Origin of the sequence: Salmonella sp. SAL-020, from assembly GCF_017372215.1 — a bacterium.
GTDB classification, from domain to species: Bacteria; Pseudomonadota; Gammaproteobacteria; order Enterobacterales; family Enterobacteriaceae; genus Salmonella; species Salmonella enterica.
Genome location: NZ_CP071690.1, coordinates 3933840 through 3957688, shown reverse-complemented (window position 1 = coordinate 3957688; position 23849 = coordinate 3933840). Strand labels below are relative to the sequence as shown.

Annotated in this window: 22 protein-coding genes; 15 read left to right on the top strand and 7 right to left on the bottom strand. The window is 55.3% G+C overall.

The genetic code is table 11. The annotated features are described in order from the left end of the window. Positions 1-114: 114 nt before the first annotated feature. From osmY to J1G48_RS19190, 4 genes are all read left to right on the top strand, one after another. A complete protein-coding gene (gene osmY / locus J1G48_RS19205; protein WP_000178963.1) occupies positions 115-732 on the top strand; it encodes a molecular chaperone OsmY in 618 nt (205 codons plus the stop codon). Between the two features lie 128 nt (positions 733-860). Then, positions 861-1022 (top strand): DUF1328 family protein, encoded by a 162-nt coding sequence (locus J1G48_RS19200; RefSeq protein ID WP_000490276.1) that lies wholly within the window; start codon positions 861-863, stop codon positions 1020-1022. A 123-nt stretch (positions 1023-1145) separates the two neighbouring features. Continuing rightward, positions 1146-2219: a patatin family protein gene (locus J1G48_RS19195; protein ID WP_000531538.1), complete on the top strand. Its 1074-nt coding sequence runs from the start codon at positions 1146-1148 to the stop codon at positions 2217-2219. Further along, a complete protein-coding gene (locus tag J1G48_RS19190) occupies positions 2216-2989 on the top strand; it encodes a metal-dependent hydrolase (RefSeq protein ID WP_000119020.1) in 774 nt (257 codons plus the stop codon). Before J1G48_RS19195 ends, J1G48_RS19190 begins: the two co-directional genes overlap by 4 nt. Positions 2990-3021: 32 nt before the next feature. Here the strand turns inward: J1G48_RS19190 and J1G48_RS19185 are convergent, their stop codons facing one another. Together J1G48_RS19185 and J1G48_RS19180 are read right to left on the bottom strand one after the other, a co-directional pair. Continuing rightward, the gene (locus J1G48_RS19185) at positions 3022-3885 is read right to left on the bottom strand and encodes a YjjW family glycine radical enzyme activase (protein ID WP_001064947.1); all 864 of its coding nucleotides are present in this window, start codon (positions 3883-3885) and stop codon (positions 3022-3024) included. After that, complete coding sequence (locus J1G48_RS19180) at positions 3857-5407, bottom strand: YjjI family glycine radical enzyme (protein WP_001111676.1); 1551 nt, start codon at positions 5405-5407, stop codon at positions 3857-3859. The genes J1G48_RS19185 and J1G48_RS19180 overlap by 29 nt, the downstream gene beginning before the upstream one ends. A gap of 259 nt (positions 5408-5666) precedes the next feature. Between J1G48_RS19180 and deoC the strand changes: the two genes are divergently transcribed. The 5 genes from deoC (at position 5667) to yjjJ (ending at position 11603) form a co-directional block, all read left to right on the top strand. Next, the gene (deoC, locus tag J1G48_RS19175) at positions 5667-6446 is read left to right on the top strand and encodes a deoxyribose-phosphate aldolase (RefSeq protein ID WP_001519713.1); all 780 of its coding nucleotides are present in this window, start codon (positions 5667-5669) and stop codon (positions 6444-6446) included. 123 nt (positions 6447-6569) lie between these two features. Next, positions 6570-7892, top strand: a complete 1323-nt coding sequence (deoA, locus tag J1G48_RS19170) for a thymidine phosphorylase (protein ID WP_000477838.1) — start codon at positions 6570-6572, stop codon at positions 7890-7892. A 51-nt stretch (positions 7893-7943) separates the two neighbouring features. Further along, positions 7944-9167 carry a phosphopentomutase gene (gene deoB / locus J1G48_RS19165; RefSeq protein ID WP_000816454.1) on the top strand — a complete coding sequence of 408 codons (1224 nt, stop codon included), beginning with the start codon at positions 7944-7946 and terminating at the stop codon, positions 9165-9167. 209 nt (positions 9168-9376) lie between these two features. Beyond that, the gene (gene deoD / locus J1G48_RS19160) at positions 9377-10096 is read left to right on the top strand and encodes a purine-nucleoside phosphorylase (protein WP_000224865.1); all 720 of its coding nucleotides are present in this window, start codon (positions 9377-9379) and stop codon (positions 10094-10096) included. Positions 10097-10274: 178 nt separating this feature from the next. Continuing rightward, positions 10275-11603, top strand: a complete 1329-nt coding sequence (yjjJ, locus tag J1G48_RS19155) for a type II toxin-antitoxin system HipA family toxin YjjJ (RefSeq protein ID WP_001275365.1) — start codon at positions 10275-10277, stop codon at positions 11601-11603. 4 nt (positions 11604-11607) lie between these two features. Here yjjJ and lplA read toward each other — a convergent pair whose 3' ends face one another. Together lplA and J1G48_RS19145 are read right to left on the bottom strand one after the other, a co-directional pair. Then, a complete protein-coding gene (gene lplA, locus J1G48_RS19150) occupies positions 11608-12624 on the bottom strand; it encodes a lipoate--protein ligase LplA (protein ID WP_000209763.1) in 1017 nt (338 codons plus the stop codon). A 33-nt stretch (positions 12625-12657) separates the two neighbouring features. After that, on the bottom strand, positions 12658-13302 hold the full coding sequence (locus J1G48_RS19145) for a YtjB family periplasmic protein (protein WP_000090067.1): 645 nt from the start codon (positions 13300-13302) through the stop codon (positions 12658-12660). A gap of 116 nt (positions 13303-13418) precedes the next feature. On the opposite strand from J1G48_RS19145, the gene serB reads away from it, so the two are divergent. The 3 genes from serB to nadR all read left to right on the top strand — a co-directional run bounded on the left by serB (position 13419) and on the right by nadR (position 17236). Continuing rightward, complete coding sequence (gene serB / locus J1G48_RS19140) at positions 13419-14387, top strand: phosphoserine phosphatase (protein ID WP_001132983.1); 969 nt, start codon at positions 13419-13421, stop codon at positions 14385-14387. An 83-nt stretch (positions 14388-14470) separates the two neighbouring features. Beyond that, positions 14471-15853 carry a DNA repair protein RadA gene (gene radA / locus J1G48_RS19135; RefSeq protein WP_001029705.1) on the top strand — a complete coding sequence of 461 codons (1383 nt, stop codon included), beginning with the start codon at positions 14471-14473 and terminating at the stop codon, positions 15851-15853. A gap of 150 nt (positions 15854-16003) precedes the next feature. Continuing rightward, positions 16004-17236 (top strand): multifunctional transcriptional regulator/nicotinamide-nucleotide adenylyltransferase/ribosylnicotinamide kinase NadR, encoded by a 1233-nt coding sequence (gene nadR / locus J1G48_RS19130; RefSeq protein ID WP_001519486.1) that lies wholly within the window; start codon positions 16004-16006, stop codon positions 17234-17236. Between the two features lie 117 nt (positions 17237-17353). Here the strand turns inward: nadR and ettA are convergent, their stop codons facing one another. After that, positions 17354-19021, bottom strand: coding sequence for an energy-dependent translational throttle protein EttA (gene ettA / locus J1G48_RS19125; protein WP_000046770.1), 1668 nt, complete (start codon positions 19019-19021; stop codon positions 17354-17356). 208 nt (positions 19022-19229) lie between these two features. Between ettA and sltY the strand changes: the two genes are divergently transcribed. Both sltY and trpR read left to right on the top strand, forming a co-directional pair. Further along, positions 19230-21167, top strand: a complete 1938-nt coding sequence (sltY, locus tag J1G48_RS19120; protein WP_000373272.1) for a murein transglycosylase — start codon at positions 19230-19232, stop codon at positions 21165-21167. Positions 21168-21224: 57 nt separating this feature from the next. Continuing rightward, positions 21225-21551, top strand: a complete 327-nt coding sequence (trpR, locus tag J1G48_RS19115) for a trp operon repressor (RefSeq protein WP_000194249.1) — start codon at positions 21225-21227, stop codon at positions 21549-21551. Between the two features lie 101 nt (positions 21552-21652). On the opposite strand, the gene yjjX is transcribed toward trpR, so the two are convergent. Beyond that, complete coding sequence (gene yjjX, locus J1G48_RS19110; RefSeq protein WP_000554310.1) at positions 21653-22168, bottom strand: inosine/xanthosine triphosphatase; 516 nt, start codon at positions 22166-22168, stop codon at positions 21653-21655. A 48-nt stretch (positions 22169-22216) separates the two neighbouring features. Between yjjX and gpmB the strand changes: the two genes are divergently transcribed. Next, positions 22217-22864, top strand: coding sequence for a 2,3-diphosphoglycerate-dependent phosphoglycerate mutase GpmB (gene gpmB / locus J1G48_RS19105; RefSeq protein ID WP_000942363.1), 648 nt, complete (start codon positions 22217-22219; stop codon positions 22862-22864). Here the strand turns inward: gpmB and robA are convergent. Beyond that, entirely contained in the window at positions 22861-23730 is an 870-nt protein-coding gene (robA, locus tag J1G48_RS19100) for an MDR efflux pump AcrAB transcriptional activator RobA (protein WP_000371685.1), read from the bottom strand. The two genes, gpmB and robA, sit on opposite strands and share 4 nt — an antisense overlap. Between the last annotated feature and the right edge of the window lie 119 nt (positions 23731-23849).

Genomic DNA, 23849 nt, shown 5'->3' with positions numbered 1-23849 from the left:
ACGAATGTGATGCCAGTCATTGACTTCAGAAACCGGTGAGTTTCACCGCATTCAGCAATGCAACCTCGTGTTGCCTGAGCTCAAATTACGAGCAAACTATACAGGACAAAATCGATGACTATGACAAGACTGAAGATTTCTAAAACTCTGCTGGCCGTAATGTTGACCTCTGCTGTTGCGACAGGTTCTGCCTTTGCAGAAAACGCAACAACGGACAAGGCGCAAAGCGGAACCGAAACCGCAGGGCAAAAAGTCGATAGCTCTATGAATAAAGTCGGTAACTTCATGGATGACAGCGCCATCACTGCGAAAGTAAAAGCTGCGCTGGTAGACCATGACAATATTAAAAGCACCGATATTTCTGTCGAAACCAATCAGAAAGTCGTCACCCTGAGCGGCTTTGTAGAAAGCCAGGCGCAGGCTGAAGCCGCCGTGAAAGTGGCGAAAGGCGTAGAAGGCGTGACCTCCGTTAGCGACAAACTTCACGTTCGCGACAATAAAGAAGGTTCCGTGAAAGGCTATGCCGGCGATACGGCCACGACCAGTGAAGTCAAAGCCAAGTTGCTGGCGGACGATCTTGTCCCTTCCCGTAAAGTGAAAGTAGAAACGACCGATGGCGTCGTACAGCTCTCCGGTACCGTTGAAACTCAGGAACAAAGCGACCGCGCTGAAAGCATCGCGAAAGCCGTTGATGGCGTAAAAAGTGTTAAAAACGATCTGAAAGTTCAGTAATTCGTCGTAATTCGTCCTCCCGACGTTTGTCGGGAGGCGTAATGTGCACCACACTAAAAATATCGCGAATGAGTAGCCTGAGCGCTCATATTTAGCGGTCGACATTAACTATGGTAAAGGAGAGGCTTATGTTTCGTTGGGGCATTATATTTCTGGTTATCGCGTTAATTGCCGCCGCATTGGGTTTTGGTGGACTGGCTGGTACGGCTGCCGGCGCGGCGAAAATCGTCTTCGTCGTCGGGATCGTGCTCTTCCTGGTCAGCCTGTTCATGGGCCGTAAACGACCCTAGCAGGCATCTGTAAAGATATATTGCTATCAAGCCAGTCCAGCGGACTGGCTTTTACGGTTTTAGCCGTTAACGTTTTGCGTTACCTTGTCAGCCTGGAAAAAAATGAAAAATAGGAAGGCAGAGGTGGGCCAGCGAATACCGGTTACGCTCGGCAATATTGCGCCGTTATCATTAACACCGTTCCGGCCAGGCCGTATGGCGCTGGTCTGTGAGGGCGGGGGGCAGCGGGGTATCTTTACCGCAGGCGTGCTGGATGAGTTTATGCGTGCGCAGTTTAATCCTTTCCATCTCTACTTCGGCACATCAGCCGGTGCGCAAAATCTCTCGGCGTATCTCTGCAACCAGCCCGGCTACGGGCGTAAAGTCATTATGCGCTATACCACCAGGCGCGAATTTTTTGATCCGCTGCGATTTGTACGCGGAGGAAACCTTATCGACCTCGACTGGCTGGTGGAATCCACCGCCGCCCGGATGCCGCTGCAAATGGATACCGCAGCGCGCCTGTTTGACAGCGGAAAATCCTTTTATATGTGCGCCTGCCGGGGGGATGATTACACGCCGGGCTATTTCTCGCCGACAAAACAAAACTGGCTTGATATCATTCGCGCCTCCAGCGCCATACCGGGTTTCTACCGTACCGGCGTTACGTTAGAGGGCATCAACTATCTGGACGGTGGCATTAGCGACGCCATTCCGGTTCAGGAGGCGGCAAAGCGGGGGGCGAAAACCATTGTGGTGATCCGCACCGTACCCTCGCAAATGTATTACACGCCGCAGTGGTTTAAGCGTATGGAGCGCTGGCTGGGAGAGAGCAGTCTACAGCCGTTGGTCAACCTGGTGCAGCATCATGAAACGTCCTACAGCGCGATCCAACAATTTATTGAAAAGCCGCCGGGTAAGCTGCGGATCATTGAAATTTATCCGCCGAAACCGCTGCACAGCATGGCGCTGGGCAGCCGTATCCCGGCGCTGCGTGAGGATTACAAAACCGGGCAATTATGCGGGCGTTATTTCCTTGCCACCGTTGGTAAATTGCTCGCCGCAACGCCGCCTCTCTTGCGCCATTCGTCGCGGATTGCCGTGCCGGAAACGGTGGTCGTGCCTCCGGCGCCGGTGGCCAATGATACGCATGTGGCGGAGGTCATTAGCGCGCCGCAGGCAAACGACACCACATTTACCGACGAGGATCTGGCGTGAGCTGGCGCTTTATCGATACGCATTGCCATTTTGATTTCCCGCCCTTTACGGGCGATGAGCGCGCCAGTATTCAGCGTGCCTGTGAGGCGGGCGTTGAAAAAATCATCGTGCCGGCGACCGAGGCGGCTCACTTTCCCCGCGTGCTGGCGCTGGCGGCGCGTTTCCCGTCGCTTTATGCTGCGCTGGGATTATACCCCATTGTGATTGAGCGTCATGCCGATGACGATCCTGATAAGCTGCAACAAGCGCTGGCGCAACAACAGAACGTCGTGGCGGTAGGCGAGATCGGGCTCGATCTTTATCGCGACGATCCGCAGTTTGCCAGGCAAGAGCGATTTTTAGACGTGCAACTGCAACTGGCAAAACGCTACGATCTGCCGGTGATCCTGCACTCGCGGCGCACGCATGACAAACTGGCGATGCACTTAAAGCGCCAGGATCTGCCGCGAACCGGTGTGGTGCATGGTTTTGCCGGCAGTCTGCAGCAGGCCGAACGCTTTGTGCGACTGGGCTATAAAATCGGCGTCGGCGGCACCATCACCTACCCGCGCGCCAGTAAAACCCGTGATGTTATGGCGCGGTTGCCGCTGGACGCGCTGTTGCTGGAGACCGATGCGCCGGATATGCCGCTAAAGGGGTTTCAGGGGCAGCCGAACCGCCCGGAGCAGGCGGCGCGCGTATTTGATGCGCTCTGCGAATTACGTCCGGAGCCCGCAGAGGTGATAGCCGATACGCTGTATCGCAATACCATTACCTTGTTTCGGCTCTGATGGCATCGCAGCCGCCGTCCGGCAGGCGACGCTTACAAATATAGCGCCGGCAAAATCAGCTTCGCCACCCCACGCGCGCGCAATCCGTCAGCCAGCCGTTCCACCTCTTGCGGCGTCGCGCCTGGCCAGGCCTTCGCTTCGCCATAGACGCCATGCGCATGAAAGGCATTCAAACGCACCGGAACCTCGCCCAGCGAAGTAATAAACGCCGCCAGTGAATCAATATGCGCCGCATAGTCCACCTGATTCGGGATAACCAGCAACCGCAGCTCCGCCAGTTTTCCCCGCGCAGCAAGAAAGCGGATACTGTGCTTAATATGCGTGTTATCACGTCCGGTCAGACGGTGATGACACTCGCTCTTCCAGGCTTTCAGATCGAGCATTACGCCGTCGCAAACCGGCAGTAGTTTTTGCCAGCCGGTCTCGCTTAACTGACCATTACTGTCCACCAGACAGGTCAGCCGTTGTAACTGCGGATCGGCTTTGATCGCCGTAAATAGCGCCACAATAAACGGTAATTGCGTGGTCGCCTCTCCGCCGCTGACGGTAATACCTTCAATAAACAGCGATGCTTTACGAATATGACGCAGCACATCGTCAACGCTCATGGTCTGCGCCATTGGCGTTGCCTGCTGTGGGCACATTTTCAGGCAGGTATCGCACTGCTCGCAGACGTCCGACCGCCATACCACTTTCCCGCCATCAACGCTGAGGGCGTGATGCGGACACTGCGATACGCATTCCCCGCAGTCGTTACAGCGTCCCATCGTCCACGGGTTATGGCAATTCTTGCAGCGCAAATTGCAGCCCTGTAAGAATAATGCCAGGCGGCTGCCTGGCCCATCGACGCAGGAAAACGCAATGATCTTACTGACTAAAGCGCATCTGTTGTTCATGGCTGACTACGCGTGGCTGTCGTTCCAGGATGCGGGTATTACGTGCGGCTTCTTCTCCCAGCCAGGTGGTATTCGTGCGCGAGCCTTCGGCGCGAAATTTCGCCAGATCCGACAGGCGCACCATATAACCGGTGACGCGCACCAGATCGTTGCCGCTGACATTGGCAGTAAATTCCCGCATCCCGGCTTTGAACGCGCCAAGACAAAGCTGAACCAGCGCCTGCGGATTACGCTTGATGGTTTCGTCCAGCGTCAGAATGTCGCTGATCCCGGCATGGTAAAAGGCATGGTGCGGCGCGACGGTTTGCAAATGGGTGATAGGGTCCGGTTCATCGCCATACGGCAGACGCGCGCCCGGCGTAGTGCCGATATCGGAACTGATGCCAGACTGGGCATGGAGCAGCGCCCGTTGCTTCCAGCCATACTTCACTGGCGTATTTTCGACGAAATCCGCCAGTTGGGCGCTGATACGGTAGCCCAGCTCGTTCGCCGTTTCATTCTTGCCGTAACGGGCGTTCAGGCCCGCGTTTTCGCACAGCAGATTCACGGCTTCCGCCAGCCCGTACATACCGAACATCGGCGCAAAACGTTCGGGATCGATCAAACCTTCCTGTACAAGAAAGCTATTCTCAAAGAAATGTGACTTTTCATAGAGGAATTCACATCGTGAATTAATGATGGCGATCTGCTGTCGGCAGTAGTGCGGTAGCGTGCGTGAAAAGAAGTCATCGACAGACGTACTGCGTTCTGCCACGGCTTTCAGGTTGAGACGTACCAGCGTACTGCCGCCGCCGCCAAGCGGTAGCGAGTTATAACAACTGACGATGCCATAATGCCCTTTTGTGAAAATTTTATCATTTACAGGGCCGTTGGAAATGTGTGGCTTACTGCATTCGCAAATGTTTTTGGCGACCTCCAGCAGCAGATCGTCCGGCGTAATTTCCGCATCGTAGATAAACGTCAGGTTAGGCGTCACCTGCTTTAGCTCGGCATCAGCGCGCAAAATCGCTCGTGTGACAGGCGTATCGGCAGGGCCAATATTGGCATGCATAAAGGCGTCTGGCAGCGTTCTGTCGAGATAACGCCAGAAACGTTTTATTCGAATATCGATCGCATCTTGTGTTAGAATTCTAACATATGGTTGCAGCAACGCATCAAGCTGGCCGAGATAAACCGGCATGGACGTCACGGAAGGAACGTGATGATACAGAATGGTGAGTAGGGATAACGCATCATCCAGATCTTTCGCGCCTTCCAGTTCCAGCCACTGTGAACCGTTAGCCAGAAATCGGGCGTAATCGGGCAACACGTAGCGCGGTTTGAAGGGGGCGTGCCCCTCAAACATATCGCAAATGACACCTTCATCCAGCGCCTGGCGGGCATCTTCCGGCAGGGGGGGATAAGGCAGGGCGTTTTCAGCTTCCAGCGCCAGAAAATGGCGTTTTTGTTCAGGCGTGAGCACCGGGCTGGTCACAATTTGCTGGCAACGCTGCTGGAGCGCAGTTTCGCATGAGGCAGGCATCTTCGTTTCCTCTTTATGCCGGGACGATGCGCTATTGTAGAAAATGGCGGCAAACCGACTTTGATCCTGATGCGCTTATCGCTCGAAGAACAGACGGTGACGGCGGGATAATTTGATTCAGATCTCATTACAGTAATGCAAATTTGTACGTAGTTTTCATTAACTGTGATGTATATCGAAGTGTAAACGCGAGTGAATGTTAGAATATTAACAGACTCGCAAGGTGAAATTTTATACGGCAATGCCGTTGGAGAATGTCATGACTGATTTAAAAGCAAGCAGCCTGCGTGCGCTCAAACTGATGGATCTGACCACTCTGAACGATGACGACACCAATGAAAAAGTGATCGCGTTGTGTCATCAGGCAAAAACTCCGGTCGGGAATACGGCGGCGATTTGTATTTACCCGCGTTTTATCCCGATTGCGCGTAAAACTCTGAAAGAACAAGGTACGCCGGACATCCGCATTGCAACGGTGACTAACTTCCCGCATGGCAATGATGACATCGATATTGCGCTGGCGGAAACCCGTGCGGCGATCGCCTACGGCGCTGACGAAGTGGACGTGGTATTCCCGTACCGCGCGTTGATCGCCGGTAACGAGCAGGTGGGTTTTGACCTGGTAAAAGCCTGTAAAGACGCTTGTGCCGCAGCGAACGTATTGCTGAAAGTGATCATCGAAACTGGCGAGCTGAAAGAAGAGGCGCTGATTCGTAAAGCCTCTGAAATCTCCATTAAAGCCGGTGCGGATTTCATCAAAACCTCTACCGGTAAAGTGCCGGTAAACGCTACGCCGGAAAGCGCGCGCATCATGATGGAAGTGATCCGCGACATGGGCGTTTCCAAAACCGTTGGCTTCAAACCGGCGGGCGGCGTACGTACGGCGGAAGACGCGCAGAAATTCCTCGCGATTGCAGACGAACTGTTTGGCGCTGACTGGGCAGATTCTCGTCACTACCGCTTTGGCGCATCCAGCCTGCTGGCAAGCCTGCTGAAAGCGCTGGGTCACGGCGACGGTAAGAGCGCCAGCAGCTACTAAGCTCTGATTTGCCGGATGGCGCTGCGCTTATCCGGCCTACAAATCCAGGCCTGTAGGCCGGATAAGGCGTTAGCCGCCATCCGGCGATGTAAGCCTTCTACTCTTTTCCCTCAGGAGGGTACCGTGTTTCTCGCACAAGAAATTATTCGTAAAAAGCGTGATGGTCATGCGTTGAGTGACGAAGAAATTCGTTTCTTTATTAATGGTATTCGTGACAATACTATCTCTGAAGGGCAGATTGCCGCCCTGGCGATGACCATCTTCTTCCACGATATGACCATGCCGGAGCGTGTTTCGCTGACCATGGCGATGCGGGATTCCGGTACTGTCCTTGACTGGAAAAGCCTGAATCTCAATGGCCCGATTGTCGATAAGCATTCGACCGGCGGCGTAGGGGACGTGACGTCTCTGATGTTGGGGCCAATGGTAGCGGCCTGCGGCGGTTATGTGCCGATGATCTCCGGTCGCGGTCTCGGACATACCGGCGGTACGCTCGACAAACTGGAAGCGATCCCGGGCTTCGACATCTTCCCGGACGACAACCGTTTCCGCGAAATTATTCAAGACGTGGGTGTGGCGATTATTGGGCAAACCAGCTCGCTTGCACCGGCGGACAAACGTTTTTACGCCACCCGCGATATTACCGCGACGGTGGACTCTATTCCGCTGATCACTGGTTCCATCCTCGCCAAGAAACTGGCCGAAGGGCTGGATGCGCTGGTAATGGACGTCAAAGTCGGCAGTGGCGCGTTTATGCCAACCTATGAACTTTCTGAAGCCCTTGCTGAAGCGATTGTTGGCGTGGCAAACGGCGCGGGAGTTCGCACTACGGCTTTGTTAACCGATATGAACCAGGTGCTGGCTTCGAGCGCCGGTAACGCGGTGGAAGTGCGTGAAGCCGTGCAGTTCCTGACCGGAGAATACCGCAATCCGCGCTTGTTTGACGTTACCATGGCGCTATGCGTGGAGATGCTGATCTCCGGCCAGCTGGCGAAAGACGACGCCGAAGCGCGTGCGAAATTACAGGCGGTGCTGGATAACGGTAAAGCGGCAGAAGTCTTTGGTCGTATGGTGGCCGCGCAGAAAGGGCCAAGCGATTTCGTTGAGAACTACGATAAATACTTGCCGACCGCCATGTTGAGCAAAGCGGTATATGCTGATACCGAAGGGTTTATCAGCGCAATGGATACGCGTGCGCTGGGGATGGCGGTCGTCTCGATGGGCGGCGGCCGTCGTCAGGCGTCAGATACCATTGATTACAGCGTTGGCTTTACCGACATGGCCCGTCTGGGCGACAGCATCGACGGGCAGCGCCCGCTGGCGGTGATTCATGCCAAAGACGAAGCCAGTTGGCAGGAAGCGGCGAAGGCCGTCAAAGCGGCAATTATCCTTGACGATAAAGCGCCAGCAAGCACACCTTCGGTCTATCGTCGAATTACTGAATAGTTGTATACTGATCTGATCAATTATTTTTGAAGCACTAAGTACGGAGAAGATATGAAACGTGCATTTATTATGGTGCTGGACTCATTCGGCATCGGCGCTACTGAAGACGCGGATCGTTTTGGCGACGTAGGTTCCGACACTCTGGGCCACATCGCAGAAGCTTGCGCCAAAGGCGAAGCTGACAATGGCCGTAAAGGCCCGTTGAATCTGCCTAACCTGACTCGTCTGGGGCTGGTGAAAGCGCATGAAGGCTCTACCGGTAAAATTGCCGCCGGCATGGACGGCAACGCGGACGTTATTGGCGCATACGCATGGGCGCACGAACTGTCCTCCGGCAAAGATACGCCGTCAGGCCACTGGGAAATCGCCGGTGTGCCGGTACTGTTCGACTGGGGCTATTTCAGCGACCACGAAAACAGCTTCCCGCAGGAACTGCTGGATAAGCTGGTGAAACGCGCCAACCTGCCGGGCTATCTCGGTAACTGCCACTCTTCCGGCACCGTTATTCTGGACCAGCTCGGCGAAGAGCACATGAAAACCGGCAAGCCGATTTTCTACACCTCCGCTGACTCCGTGTTCCAGATTGCCTGCCACGAAGAGACCTTTGGCCTGGATAAACTCTACGAGCTGTGCGAAATCGCCCGTGAAGAGCTGACCGAAGGCGGCTATAACATTGGCCGCGTGATCGCGCGTCCGTTTATCGGCGACAAGGCCGGTAACTTCCAGCGTACCGGTAACCGTCACGACCTGGCCGTTGAACCGCCAGCGCCGACCGTGCTGCAGAAACTGGTCGATGAAAAACAGGGCCACGTGGTGTCCGTCGGTAAGATTGCCGACATCTACGCCAACTGCGGCATCACTAAGAAAGTGAAAGCGACCGGTCTGGACGCGCTGTTCGACGCGACCCTCAAAGAGATGAAAGAAGCGGGCGATAAAACCATCGTTTTCACTAACTTCGTTGACTTCGACTCTTCCTGGGGCCACCGTCGCGACATCGCGGGCTACGCCGCAGGTCTGGAGCTGTTTGACCGCCGTCTGCCGGAGCTGATGGAGCTGGTGGGTGAAGATGACATTCTGATCCTGACCGCTGACCACGGCTGTGACCCGAGCTGGACCGGTACTGACCATACCCGTGAGCACATTCCGGTGCTGATCTACGGTCCGAAAGTCAAACCGGGCTCTTTAGGTCACCGTGAAACCTTCGCGGATATCGGCCAGACGCTGGCGACCTACTTTGGCACATCGCCGATGGACTACGGTAAAAACATGCTGTGATACCTGTTGTCTTTCGCGCTGTAGATGCGTTGACTTCATTCGCTCACCCCGGTCACATAGTTAATCTATGCTCCCGGGGATTCACGAATTCGTCGCCTTCCTGCAACGCGAAATCCTTAGGGTATTTCACTGTTTTGACACACGTTTTGTAGGCCTGATAAGGCGTAGCCGCCATCAGGCAATAACAACAAATTTAAAGGGAACTGAAGATGGCAACTCCACATATTAATGCAGAAATGGGTGATTTCGCTGACGTCGTATTGATGCCGGGCGACCCGCTGCGTGCGAAGCACATTGCTGAGACTTTCCTCGAAGATGTTCGCGAAGTGAACAACGTTCGCGGCATGTTAGGTTTCACCGGGACTTACAAAGGACGTAAGATCTCCGTGATGGGCCACGGTATGGGTATCCCGTCCTGCTCCATCTACACCAAAGAGCTGATCACCGATTTCGGCGTGAAGAAAATCATTCGCGTCGGCTCCTGCGGCGCTGTGCGCATGGACGTCAAACTGCGCGACGTGGTGATCGGTATGGGTGCCTGCACCGACTCCAAAGTGAACCGTATCCGCTTTAAAGATCATGACTTTGCGGCTATCGCTGACTTCGACATGGTACGTAACGCAGTTGATGCGGCAAAAGCGCTGGGCGTTGACGCGCGCGTAGGCAACCTGTTCTCCGCTGACCTGTTCTACTCTCCGGACGGCGAAATGTTCGACGTGATGGAAAAATACGGCGTACTGGGCGTAGAGATGGAAGCGGCGGGTATCTACGGCGTTGCGGCTGAATTTGGCGCGAAAGCGCTGACTATCTGCACCGTGTCCGACCATATCCGTACCCACGAGCAGACCACTGCCGCTGAGCGACAGACGACCTTCAACGACATGATCAAAATCGCGCTGGAATCTGTGCTGCTGGGCGACCAGGAGTAAGCAGCAAATCGACCCGGACGAGGTGCGTCAAGGCCTGGTCCGGGTAATGCCAGCGTTATATCCACTCTCTTCTGATAATCTATTCATCTTTCCTCTCGCTCTCTCTTTGTTTGTATTGACAATCAAAGGGCTGTGTCCTTAAATCCATTCAAGTATCTATTCATTAATCTATTCATCTATGAGCGCATTAACCGATTTGCTCTTACAGGGGCCGAGTTCCGCCGCTGAATTAAGATCATCGCTGGCCGTTAGTCAGGCGACGTTCTCTCGTCTGGTTTCCGCGCATCAGGACGTCATCCAGTTTGGTAAAGCTCGTGCTACGCGCTACGCGCTTGTTCGGCCTGTTCGCGGCGTCGCGGCCTTTCCCCTCTGGCAGGTCAATGCACAAGGACAGGCCGCTAAGTTTGGCGTTCTTTATCCGTGTTGGCCTCAGGGGAGTTGCCTGGTTGCGCTTGATACAGGTGAATGGCAATGGTTTGACAGCCTGCCATGGTATCTGACCGATCTTAGGCCACAAGGATTCCTTGGGCGAGCCTGGGGAAGGACCGTGGCTGGGTATGCGCATCTGCCTGATGACATCCGGTTGTGGCAAGAGGATGAAGTCCTGTATGCGCTGCGGGCGTATCAGGGTGAAAATGCGGGCGGCTGGATCGTGGGTGAGGAGAATTACCAGCGTTGGGTGACCGCGCCGGATGCGACGGCGATTACGCAGTCCGAAAAACTCAATCGCTATCAGCAATTGGCGGAAGACGCGCTCGCAGGTGAGGTCATCGGCTCTTCAGCTGGTGGTGAGCAGCCTAAATTTGCCTGTTTTGCAGAAACAAGATGGGGCAATCAGAACGTACTGGTGAAATTCAGCGCGCGTGCAAGGAACACCGTTTCTGAACGCTGGAGCGACCTCTTGATTGCCGAGTCCATCGCATTAGCCGTGCTTTCTGCCGCCAGCATCAACGCCAGCTTAGCCACGGCTATTTGCAGCGAGGGAGGACAGGTCTTTCTGGAAAGCATTCGCTTCGACTGCACCGGGATACGTGGTCGTCGGCAAATTGTTTCCCTGGAGGCGTTGCAAGGCGAGTATGCATCTTCGCCAGGCATCTGGCCGGTGGTCACGCATCGGCTTGCCGGGCAGGGCATTATAGATGCTGTTGCCCATCAGCAAATTGAGAAAATTTGGGCGTTTGGTCGGCTTATCGCCAACAGCGATATGCATGCGGGTAACCTCTCGTTTTATTACTCCGATGCCCCGATGGCGCTCGCGCCTGTCTATGATATGTTGCCGATGGCTTACGCTCCGGCGGCATCGGGCATGTTGCGCTACGCGCCTGTCGACATTCGTGTGGAGGCCACAATCGATAAGAAAGCGTGGGAATTTGCCTTGCCGTTGGCCGAGCGCTTTTGGGTGCTGGTCGCTGATGATAAACGCATCAGCGCGGGCTTTCAGGAGATTGCCCGCGCGATGGTGGGAAAATTGAAGTTAGCCGCGCAGACCATCGGGCGGCTGGCGTAGACGCTTAGCGTACAGCTTGAGCCATCCACGCAGCCAGTTCCCGCAGCTCACCTTTCTGAGCCGGGAATTCAGCAATTAAAGATTCGCAGGCCTGCTCCAACACATCCACTCGATACTGGCAGCCTTGTAAACGCTCGCCTAAGGCTTCCAGCGGTGCCGGGTTCAGGCTATCGGTAAACACCTGCGCACGGGTAATCACACCTTTCTCGACGTCAAAATGCAGCTCGACGCCGCCCCAGGTGAAACGTTCGTCCAGTAGATGGCTGAACGCCGGTGCCTGGCCGAAATTCCACTCCCAACTGCTCTGGCGCGCAAAGGTTTCGGCAAAATTCGGCAGATCCGGCGTTTTATCCGGTGAAATCACTTCCGCGTCGACGCGTTCGCCGTAATGGGCGAAAAAGGCTTCCGTCACCGCCTGGCAGACCTGTTCATGGGTGATACCCGGTAATAGCTCGGTAAGATTGGCCACGCGGGAGCGAACGGAGGTGATTCCTTTCGCCGCAAGCTTCTTTTTATCGGGATTCAGATAGTTTGCCAGACGGCTGAGGTCTGCATTCAGCAGCAGCGTACCGTGATGGAAGCCGCGATCTTTGGTTTCGCGATAGGCTGAACCGGAGACTTTGCGATCGCCGTCCGGCGTTTTTACGACCAGATCGTTGCGTCCCGAAGCATCGGCCATGACCCCCAGCGAATTCAGCGCCGCGAGCACAATATGGGTGGAGATGGTTTTATCGTATTCCGGTTTACCGGCCATAAAGGTAAAACAGGTATTACCGAGGTCATGGAATACCGCGCCGCCGCCGCTGCTACGGCGGGCCAGACGGACATTATCTTCTTCCATACGCCGCGTATTACACTCTTTCCACGGGTTTTGCGCGCGTCCAATGACCACCGTATCCGCGTTGCGCCACAGGAACAGCACGCGCTGGGTGGCGGGCATCTGGCGGAAAATGCACTCCTCGACCGCCAGGTTAAACCAGGGATCGTAAGAGTCAGAAATAAGCAGGCGTAATGTTGTCATAGTGGTTTTCCTTACCTTTATTAAGCCGTCATTTTACTCTTTTTCCTCACGCTCTTCCTCTTCCGGAACAGGCTTGCTGGCCGTTAGCAGGAAGGGCGACTGCTGCCAGCGGGTGCGTTTACCTTGTAGCAAGGTGCGCGTCAGCACCACGCCTATCGCCAGCGAGAGTAGCAGCATCAGGCGTAGAATGTTGGTGGTGTTATCGACCTGCTTTGCTTCGGTGGCCAGCGTGTGGGTATCCAGCGTCAGACGCAGGTAGCCCAATGGGCCGTTTTTCCCCTGGATAGGCTCGACAATTTGTTGGTTAAAATAGCTGCCCGCTTTTTTGCCATCCAGCGCCAGCCTGTCGCGCACGTTGACGCTTTCGCCAGCGCGAGTAATAAGATCGCCCTGTTCATCATAGACGCCGGCATCCAGAATACGGCTCTCTTGCGTGAGCTGACGCAGCACGGCGTTGATGCGATTTTCATCCGGTGTTTCGCTGCGCATCAGCGGGGCGATGTTGAGCGTCACCTGGCGCGCTAGCGTGCGGGCCAGCTCTTCCAACTGCGGATTGCGCTGTCGCTGGTGGTTTTGACTAAACCATGAAGCGCCCTGCATGAGCGCGACGAGCAGTGTGAGACAGAACAATACAATGACTGCACGATGCAGCCGAAATTTCAGTTTTGCGCGAGCCATATTCCACCTGCTGAAAATTTGAGGCTTAATGTTGCCAGAAGCGATGGTTACAAGGTAGCCTCATGCGTTATTTTCCGCGGGGCGGTTACCGGCCTGAACGATTTACAGGAGCTTTAATGCCTAACATTACCTGGTGCGATCTGCCTGAAGATGTCTCTTTATGGCCTGGTTTGCCTCTTTCTTTAAGCGGCGACGAGGTGATGCCTCTGGATTACCATGCAGGCCGCAGCGGTTGGCTGCTGTATGGGCGCGGGCTGGATAAGCAGCGTTTAACTCAATATCAGACCAAACTGGGCGCCGCAATGGTGATTGTCGCCGCCTGGTGCGTGGAGGATTATCAGGTCATTCGTCTGGCGGGGTCGCTGACGCCGCGTGCGACGCGGCTGGCGCATGAGGCGCAGCTGGATGTTGCGCCGCTGGGTAAAATTCCGCATCTGCGCACGCCGGGGCTGCTGGTCATGGATATGGATTCCACGGCGATCCAGATTGAGTGTATCGATGAAATCGCGAAGCTGGCCGGTACCGGTGAGAAGGTGGCTGAAGTGACGGAGCGCGCGATGCGCGGCGAGCTTGATTTTACCGCCAGCCTGCGCAGCCGCGTGGCGACGCTGAAAGGCGCGGATGCCGATATTTTGCGCCAGGTGCGCGGGAATCTGCCGCTAATGCCAGGATTAACGCAGTTGGTGCTAAAACTGGAAGCGCTCGGCTGGAAAATCGCTATCGCCTCCGGCGGCTTCACTTTCTTCGCCGACTATCTGCGTGACCAGCTACGCCTGACGGCGGCGGTCGCCAATGAGCTGGAGATCATGGACGGTAAATTTACCGGTCACGTTATCGGCGATATTGTGGATGCTGAGTATAAAGCCAATACCTTGCTTCGTCTGGCGCAAGAGCATGACATCCCGCTGGCGCAGACGGTGGCGATTGGCGACGGCGCTAACGATCTGCCAATGATCAAAGCGGCAGGGTTAGGTATTGCCTTCCATGCCAAGCCAAAAGTAAACGAAAAGACGGAGATTACGATCCGCCACGCTGACCTGATGGGCGTGTTTTGCATTCTCTCCGGCAGCATGAACCAGAAATGATTAACCTGCCCAATGGCAAGGCGACCGTAGGCCGGATAAGCGTCAGCGCCATCCGGCAACAGCGTTAACGAAAGAGGTAAAACGTGGCAAAAGCTCCCAAACGCGCCTTTGTTTGTAATGAATGCGGGGCCGATTACCCGCGCTGGCAGGGGCAATGCAGCGCCTGCCATGCCTGGAACACCATTACCGAGGTGCGCCTTGCCGCGTCGCCGACGGTGGCGCGTAACGAACGTCTGAGCGGATACGCCGGCAGTGCGGGCGTATCAAAAGTGCAGAAACTGTCTGACATCAGTCTTGAGGAACTGCCGCGCTTTTCTACCGGTTTTAAAGAGTTTGACCGCGTGCTGGGCGGCGGGGTGGTACCCGGCAGCGCCATTTTGATTGGCGGTAACCCCGGCGCGGGCAAATCAACGTTGCTGCTGCAAACGCTGTGCAAGCTCGCCGAGCAGATGAAAGCACTGTACGTCACCGGCGAAGAGTCGCTACAGCAGGTGGCGATGCGCGCGCACCGTCTCGGCCTGCCGACCGCTAATCTGAATATGCTCTCCGAAACCAGCATCGAGCAGATCTGCCTGATAGCGGAAGAAGAACAGCCGAAACTGATGGTGATCGACTCCATACAGGTGATGCATATGGCGGACATCCAGTCGTCGCCAGGCAGCGTCGCCCAGGTCCGCGAAACGGCAGCCTACCTGACGCGCTTCGCCAAAACGCGCGGCGTGGCGATCGTGATGGTCGGCCACGTCACCAAAGACGGGTCGCTGGCCGGGCCGAAAGTGCTGGAACACTGTATCGATTGCTCAGTATTGCTCGACGGCGACGCCGATTCTCGTTTTCGCACGCTGCGCAGCCACAAAAACCGCTTTGGCGCAGTCAATGAGCTGGGCGTCTTCGCCATGACCGAACAGGGGTTGCGCGAAGTGAGCAATCCGTCCGCCATCTTTTTAAGCCGCGGCGATGAGGTCACTTCCGGCAGTTCAGTGATGGTCGTCTGGGAAGGCACGCGACCGTTGCTGGTGGAGATTCAGGCGCTGGTCGATCACTCGATGATGGCGAACCCCAGACGCGTGGCGGTCGGTCTGGAACAAAACCGTCTGGCTATCCTGCTGGCGGTGCTGCACCGACACGGCGGTCTACAAATGTCGGATCAGGACGTCTTCGTCAACGTGGTCGGCGGCGTGAAAGTCACCGAAACCAGCGCGGATCTGGCTTTACTGCTGGCGATGGTCTCCAGCCTGCGTGACAGGCCGTTGCCGCAGGATCTGGTGGTGTTTGGCGAAGTGGGGCTGGCAGGCGAGATTCGTCCGGTGCCGAGCGGGCAGGAGCGTATTTCCGAGGCGGCGAAACACGGTTTTCGTCGGGCGATTGTGCCTGCCGCCAACGTACCGAAAAAGCCGCCGGAAGGAATGCAGGTGTTCGGTGTTAAAAAGCTCGCAGATGCGTTAAGCGTGTTTGACGACTTATAATTCTCTGTATGTAGTGATGTTGTATAATTTGCCGGATGGCGACGCAATGCGTCTTATCCGGCCTACGGATTGATACGGATTGATGTTGTAGGCCTGATAAGCGAAGCGCCATCAGGCAGTGTTATGCGATTTTTCCAGCAGGAGGCTCTTGTGTCATCGTTCGACTATCTCAAAACCGCGATTAAGCAGCAAGGTTGCACTCTGCAACAGGTGGCTGACGCCAGCGGTATGACCAAGGGGTATCTGAGTCAGTTACTTAACGCCAAAATCAAAAGCCCCAGCGCGCAAAAACTGGAGGCGCTACACCGTTTTCTCGGGCTGGAGTTTCCCCGCCGACAGAAAAACATTGGCGTGGTGTTCGGTAAATTTTATCCATTGCATACCGGACACATCTACTTGATCCAGCGCGCCTGTAGCCAGGTGGATGAGTTGCATATCATTATGGGATATGACGATACGCGCGACCGCGGGCTGTTTGAGGATAGCGCCATGTCGCAGCAGCCCACCGTGTCGGATCGCCTGCGCTGGTTGCTGCAAACCTTCAAATACCAAAAAAATATTCGCATCCACGCCTTTAATGAAGAGGGGATGGAGCCTTATCCGCATGGCTGGGACGTCTGGAGCAACGGCATTAAAGCGTTTATGGCAGAGAAGGGAATACAGCCGAGCTGGATCTACACTTCCGAAGAGGCTGATGCGCCGCAGTATCTTGAGCATTTAGGGATTGAGACGGTGCTGGTCGATCCTGAACGCACGTTTATGAATATCAGCGGGGCGCAAATCCGCGAAAATCCGTTTCGTTACTGGGAATATATTCCTACAGAAGTGAAGCCGTTTTTCGTGCGTACCGTCGCGATTCTGGGCGGGGAATCAAGCGGCAAGTCTACGCTGGTCAATAAGCTCGCCAATATTTTTAATACCACCAGCGCCTGGGAATATGGCCGCGACTATGTTTTTTCGCATCTGGGCGGCGATGAGATGGCGTTACAGTATTCCGACTACGATAAAATTGCGCTGGGCCATGCGCAATATATTGATTTCGCAGTGAAATATGCGAATAAAGTGGCGTTTATCGATACCGATTTCGTCACCACCCAGGCATTTTGCAAAAAATACGAAGGGCGCGAGCATCCCTTTGTCCAGGCGCTGATCGACGAGTATCGCTTCGACCTGGTGATTTTGCTGGAGAATAATACGCCGTGGGTAGCTGACGGACTGCGAAGCCTGGGCAGTTCAGTGGATCGTAAAGCGTTCCAGAGCCTATTGGTCGAGATGCTGAAAGAGAACAACATTGAGTTCGTTCACGTTAAAGAGGCTGATTACGATGGCCGCTTTTTGCGCTGTGTGGAACTGGTGAAAGAGATGATGGGCGAGCAGGGATAAGAACCAATGCCTGATGCGACGCTTACCGCGTCTTATCAGGCCTACAGTTTCACAACGTATTGGAATCGCTGGTTTTGTAGGCCGGGTAAGCGCAAGCGCCACCCGGCATTCAGACGTTTATTTGGCAATACGCTTGTACTTGATACGCTTCGGCTCCAGCGCCTCGGCGCCCAGCGTGCGTTTCTTGTACTCTTCGTATTCGGTAAAGTTGCCTTCGAAGAATTCCACCTTACCTTCATCCTGATAATCCAGAATGTGGGTGGCGATACGGTCAAGGAACCAACGGTCGTGCGAGATAACCATCGCGCAGCCAGGGAACTCCAGCAGGGCGTTTTCCAGCGCGCGCAGGGTTTCGATATCCAGGTCGTTCGTCGGTTCGTCGAGCAGCAGGACGTTACCGCCCACCTGCAGCAGCTTCGCCAGATGCAAACGACCGCGCTCACCGCCGGACAGTTCGCCAACGCGTTTGCCCTGATCGACGCCTTTGAAGTTGAAGCGGCCTACATAGGCGCGGCTTGGCATTTCAGTGTTGCCGATCTTCATGATATCCAGCCCGCCGGACACTTCTTCCCAGACGGTTTTGCTGTTGTCCATCGCGTCGCGGAACTGATCGACCGAGGCCAGCTTGACGGTTTCACCCAGCGTAATGGTGCCGCTATCAGGCTGCTCCTGACCGGACATCATGCGGAACAGGGTCGATTTACCCGCGCCGTTTGGCCCGATGATCCCGACGATAGCGCCTTTCGGTACCGAGAAGCTCAGGTCATCGATCAGTACGCGGTCGCCGTAGGATTTACGCAGGTTGCTGACTTCAATGACTTTGTCGCCCAGACGCGGTCCTGGTGGAATAAACAGTTCGTTGGTTTCGTTACGTTTCTGATACTCAACGCTGTTCAGTTCTTCAAAGCGAGCCAGACGCGCCTTACCTTTCGACTGACGGCCTTTCGCGCCCTGACGCACCCACTCCAGCTCTTTCTCAATGGATTTACGGCGCGCCGCTTCGGCAGACGCTTCCTGCGCCAGACGCTGATCTTTCTGCTCCAGCCAGGAGGAGTAGTTGCCTTCCCACGGAATACCTTCGCCGCGGTCAAGTTCCAGAATCCAGCCGGCGACGTTATCGAGGAAGTAACGGTCGTGGGTAATCGCCACGACGGTACCTTCGAAGTCGTGCAGGAAACGTTCCAGCCACGCAACAGATTCGGCATCCAGGTGGTTGGTGGGTTCGTCGAGCAGCAGCATGTCCGGCTTTTCCAGCAACAGACGGCACAGCGCCACGCGACGGCGCTCGCCGCCGGACAGTTTTTCGACTTTGGCATCCCAGTCCGGCAGACGCAGAGCGTCAGCAGCGCGCTCAAGCTGCACGTTCAGATTATGACCGTCGTGCGCCTGGATAATCTCTTCAAGCCGGCCCTGCTCTGCGGCCAGCTTGTCGAAGTCGGCATCCGGATCGGCGTACAGCGCGTACACTTCATCCAGACGTTTGAGGGCGTTAACCACTTCCGAAACGGCCTCTTCAATCGACTCGCGTACCGTGTGTTCCGGGTTTAGCTGAGGTTCCTGCGGCAGGTAGCCAATCTTAATGCCGGGCTGCGGGCGCGCTTCGCCCTCGATATCTTTATCGAGACCCGCCATGATGCGCAGCAGGGTAGACTTACCGGCGCCGTTAAGGCCCAGCACGCCGATTTTGGCGCCAGGGAAGAAGCTCAGCGAGATGTTTTTCAGAATATGACGTTTCGGCGGAACCACTTTGCCGACACGATGCATGGTATAAACGAATTGAGCCACGTTGGACTTCGCCTCTATGTTTATCGTGATGGTGAATAGATGTCAAAGGCGAAGTGTAGCCTTTTTCCCTGCCTAAGCCCAGCCAGCAGATCGCACTCGCAATAAAAGTAAAAAAGTGTCCGTAACGTGGCGCAAATGGCTATGACTGGTTAGCATAAATTCATTACGCGGCATGATGCTGCATTGGATAACAATTGAGGAAGTGCTTGTGGATAGAGCCAAACCATTTGTCTGGCGTCTCGTCGCCGCCAGCGTATGCCTGCTGACCTTTTGTCACCTCGCGCGGGCCGACTCACTGGAAGAGCAGCGTAACCGCTATGCGCAGATTAAGCAGGCCTGGGACAACCGCCAGATGGATGTGGTAGAGCAGATGATGCCGGGTCTGAAAGATTATCCGCTCTACCCGTATCTGGAATACCGTAAGATCACCGACGATTTGATGAACCAACCGGCGATTGCCGTCACGCAGTTTGTGCGCGCCAATCCTACGCTTCCGCCTGCGCGTACGCTGCAATCACGCTTCGTCAATGAGCTGGCGCGTCGTGAAGACTGGCGCGGCTTGCTGGCGTTTAGCCCGGAGAAACCCGGCACCACGGAAGCGCAATGTAACTATTACTACGCGAAATGGAGTACCGGGCAAACGGAAGCGGCCTGGCAGGGCGCGAAAGACCTTTGGCTGACCGGCAAAAGTCAGCCGAATGCCTGCGATAAACTGTTCAGCGTCTGGCGGGCCTCCGGCAAGCAAGACCCGCTGGCGTACCTGGAACGTATTCGGTTGGCGATGAAAGCCGGAAATACGGGTCTGGTTACGGTGCTGGCCGGACAGATGCCGGCGGAATATCAAACGATCGCCTCAGCGATCATTACCCTCGCTAATGACCCTAATAACGTGTTGACCTTCGCACGCACCACCGGCGCCACCGATTTTACCCGCCAGATGGCGGAAGTCGCGTTTGCCAGCGTCGCCCGCCAGGACGCGGAAAATGCGCGTCTGATGATCCCCTCGCTGGTACAGGCGCAGAAACTTAATGAGGAACAAACGCAGGCGCTGCGCGATATCGTTGCCTGGCGACTGATGGGCAACGATGTGACCGATGCGCAAGCGAAATGGCGCGATGACGCGATTATGCGCTCGCAATCGACGTCGCTTATCGAGCGGCGCGTGCGTATGGCGCTGGGGATGGGCGATCGTCGCGGTCTCAATACCTGGCTTGCCCGACTGCCAATGGAGGCGAAAGAGAAAGACGAGTGGCGTTACTGGCAGGCGGATTTATTGCTGGAGCGCGGTCGTGACGCCGAAGCGAAAGAGATCCTTCATGCTTTAATGCAGAAGCGCGGTTTTTATCCGATGGTCGCGGCGCAGCGTTTAGGCGAAGAGTACACGCTTAAAATCGATAAAGCGCCCGCCAACGTAAACAGCGCGTTGACGCAGGGGCCGGAGATGGCGCGTGTACGGGAGCTGATGTACTGGAACCTGGATAACACGGCGCGCAGCGAATGGGCGAATCTGGTAAAAAGCCGTAGTAAATCTGAACAGGCGCAGCTGGCGCGCTATGCGTTTAACCAGCACTGGTGGGATCTGAGCGTACAGGCGACGATCGCCGGAAAACTGTGGGATCATCTGGAGGAGCGTTTCCCGCTGGCGTATAACGATCTTTTTACCCGCTATACCCGCGGAAAAGATATCTCACAAAGCTATGCCATGGCGATTGCCCGCCAGGAGAGCGCCTGGAACCCGAAAGTAAAATCGCCGGTAGGGGCCAGCGGCTTAATGCAGATTATGCCGGGAACGGCCACCCATACGGTGAAAATGTTTTCGATTCCGGACTACCGCGGCCCCGGCCAACTGCTGGAGCCGGAGACCAACATCAACATTGGCACCAGCTATTTGCAGTATGTCTATCAGCAGTTTGGTAATAACCGTATTTTCGCCTCGGCGGCGTATAACGCCGGGCCGGGGCGCGTGCGCACCTGGCTTGGCAATAGCGCCGGGCGTATCGATGCCGTAGCGTTTGTCGAAAGCATTCCCTTTTCGGAAACGCGCGGCTACGTGAAAAACGTTCTGGCCTATGACGCTTACTATCGCCACTTTATGGGGCAGAAAGAGGCCTTAATGAGCGACTCTGAGTGGCAGCGACGGTATTAATGCAGACGGGTTATGTTATCATTTGTACTCGTGTAACAGTACAAACGGCGGTATAACATGACCCAGCGTTCCCCTTATTCATCGGCTATCGCCGAACAACGTAATCAGGAGTGGCTTCGTTTTGTGGAGTTACTCCGTCAGGCATATGCAGAGGATCTGCATCTGCCTTTATTACAACTGATGCTTACGCCGGACGAGCGTGAAGCGCTGGGAACGCGCGTGCGCATTATTGAGGAGTTGTTGCGTGGCGAAATGAGCCAGCGCGAGTTGAAAACCGAGCTGGGGGCGGGCATCGCCACCATCACGCGCGGGTCAAACAGCCTGAAATCCGCGCCGGTTGAACTGCGTCATTGGCTTGAGAACGTACTGCTGAAAAACGCCTGATTTGCTCGTAGGCCGGATAAGGCGAAGCGGCCATCCGGCAACATCGCCGCGAAATGCCTGATGGCGCTGTGCTTATCAGGCTTACAATATAGCGCAAATAATTATCGATACACCGCGTTATGAAACGGGCTGAGCGCCAGGATCACCGCCTGGTAGTAAACGCTGGAGCGCGTTAATTTTCCGGCGGTAAATACGCCAATGGCGCCCTCTTTGCGACCAATCTCGTCAATACCGGTATAGTGGGACATCACCGGGCCAAGCGCTTCTCCCTGGCGGACTCTGTCGAGAATGACGGCGGGCAGCGGCAGCGTGGCCGATCGCGCTTCACCGCGCTGAACGCCGTTATCAATCACCACCCAACTGAAGGTGGCGTCATCGTCAATTCCGGCTTCAATGGCTACCCAGAAATCAGCTTGTGGATGCAGGCGTCGCGCATTATCCACGCGATTTCGTGCGCCAGCACGCGTTTCCTCGCTTCCGAAGGGCTGCTCCGGTACGCCGCTCTCGACGGCGACGGGCGTAATATGGCACGATCCTTCGCCGAAAATCTCTTCAAATGCCTGTAGAATTGCCTGAATTTTGGCAGGATTGGTGGTCGCAGAGATAACCTGGTGCATAATTAAGCTCAGTTTTAAAAATTTATCGCAGTATAACGGAAAAAAAACATGTTACAGGTATACCTTGTTCGCCACGGTGAAACGCAGTGGAACGCCGAGCGACGCATTCAGGGCCAATCGGACAGTCCCCTGACAGCAAAAGGCGAGCAGCAGGCCATGCAGGTAGGAGAACGCGCCCGCAGCCTCGGCATCACCCATATCATCAGCAGCGATTTAGGCCGCACAAAACGCACGGCGGAGATTATCGCCCAGGCGTGCGGGTGTGATATTACCTTTGACTCCCGCCTGCGCGAGCTGGATATGGGCGTGCTGGAAAAGCGCCAGATCGATTCGCTGACGGAAGAAGAAGAGGGCTGGCGTCGTCAGTTAGTCAACGGCACGCAGGATGGCCGCATTCCCGGTGGGGAATCGATGCAGGAGTTGAGCGATCGCGTTCATGCCGCGCTGGCGTCCTGTCTGGAGCTACCGCAGGGCAGCCGACCTTTATTGGTCAGTCACGGTATCGCGTTGGGCTGTCTGGTCAGTACTATACTGGGACTACCCGCCTGGGCGGAACGCCGGTTACGTTTGCGCAACTGCTCTATTTCCCGCATCGATTACCAGGAAAGCCAGTGGCTGGCGTCTGGGTGGGTGGTAGAAACCGCAGGGGACGTTTCGCATCTGGACGCCCCTGCATTGGATGAGCTACAGCGTTAACGACGAATCGGGATCAGAAATTCGCAGCGCAGGTTGATAGGGCGATCGCCGGTTTTGGTATCTTCTGACGGATAGTATCGCTCTATATCCTGCCCTTTACGACGGGTCAGATTCAGCATTGGCATACAGGTGCCGTAAACGGTCAGGATAAAATCCTGCACGCCGGTTCCTAACCCTTCATAGGTGAACATGACGTATTCACCGCCCTGCAACAGCACAGGATGCGCCGACTGAACATAGCCATCGGCCTGCTCTTGCGGCAGTGCGGTGGTATAGAATACTTCCTGCTCATCGTCTTTCTCCATGCTGGGGCGCGTTTCATTAAGCCCATAAAGCACTGGCGGAATAGTTGGCGAATGACCGAGGAAATCATGCCAGAATTGCACGCGCATTTCGTGGCGGAAGTCGGAAATCTGTTCCAGCGAGCAGGAATAGCTCTGCGTGACGCCAAGGAGCGGCGTATCTTCCAGCGTAACGAACTGATGTTCCGGCACGGTAAACTCGCCCAGCCGTAATGGCGGGCGAATGCCAAAGGCGCTCCATTCCGAGGAGCGACGATACAGCGCTGGCGTCTGGGAAAACTGTTTCTTAAAGGCGCGCGTAAAGGTTTGCTGAGAATCGAAGCGGTACTGAAGAGCAATATCCAGAATTGGACGCGCGGTCAAACGCAGCGCCACTGCTGATTTCGATAAACGACGGGCGCGGATGTAAGCGCCAATGGCGTGGCCCGTCACGTCCTTAAACATTCTCTGCAGGTGCCACTTGGAATAGCCTGCTTTTGCCGCCACATTGTCAAGTGACAGCGGCTGATCCAGATGACCTTCCAGCCAGATTAACAGGTCGCGAATTATGCCAGCCTGATCCATAAAATATCCCCATCCTTTCAACAACGAGCACCCGATATCAGGTAAGAGGATAATAGCATTTTTTGTTCTTTTAGCATTCAGTGTTTTTTTTGAGCTTAAATGCTTTTTTTAGGCAACGT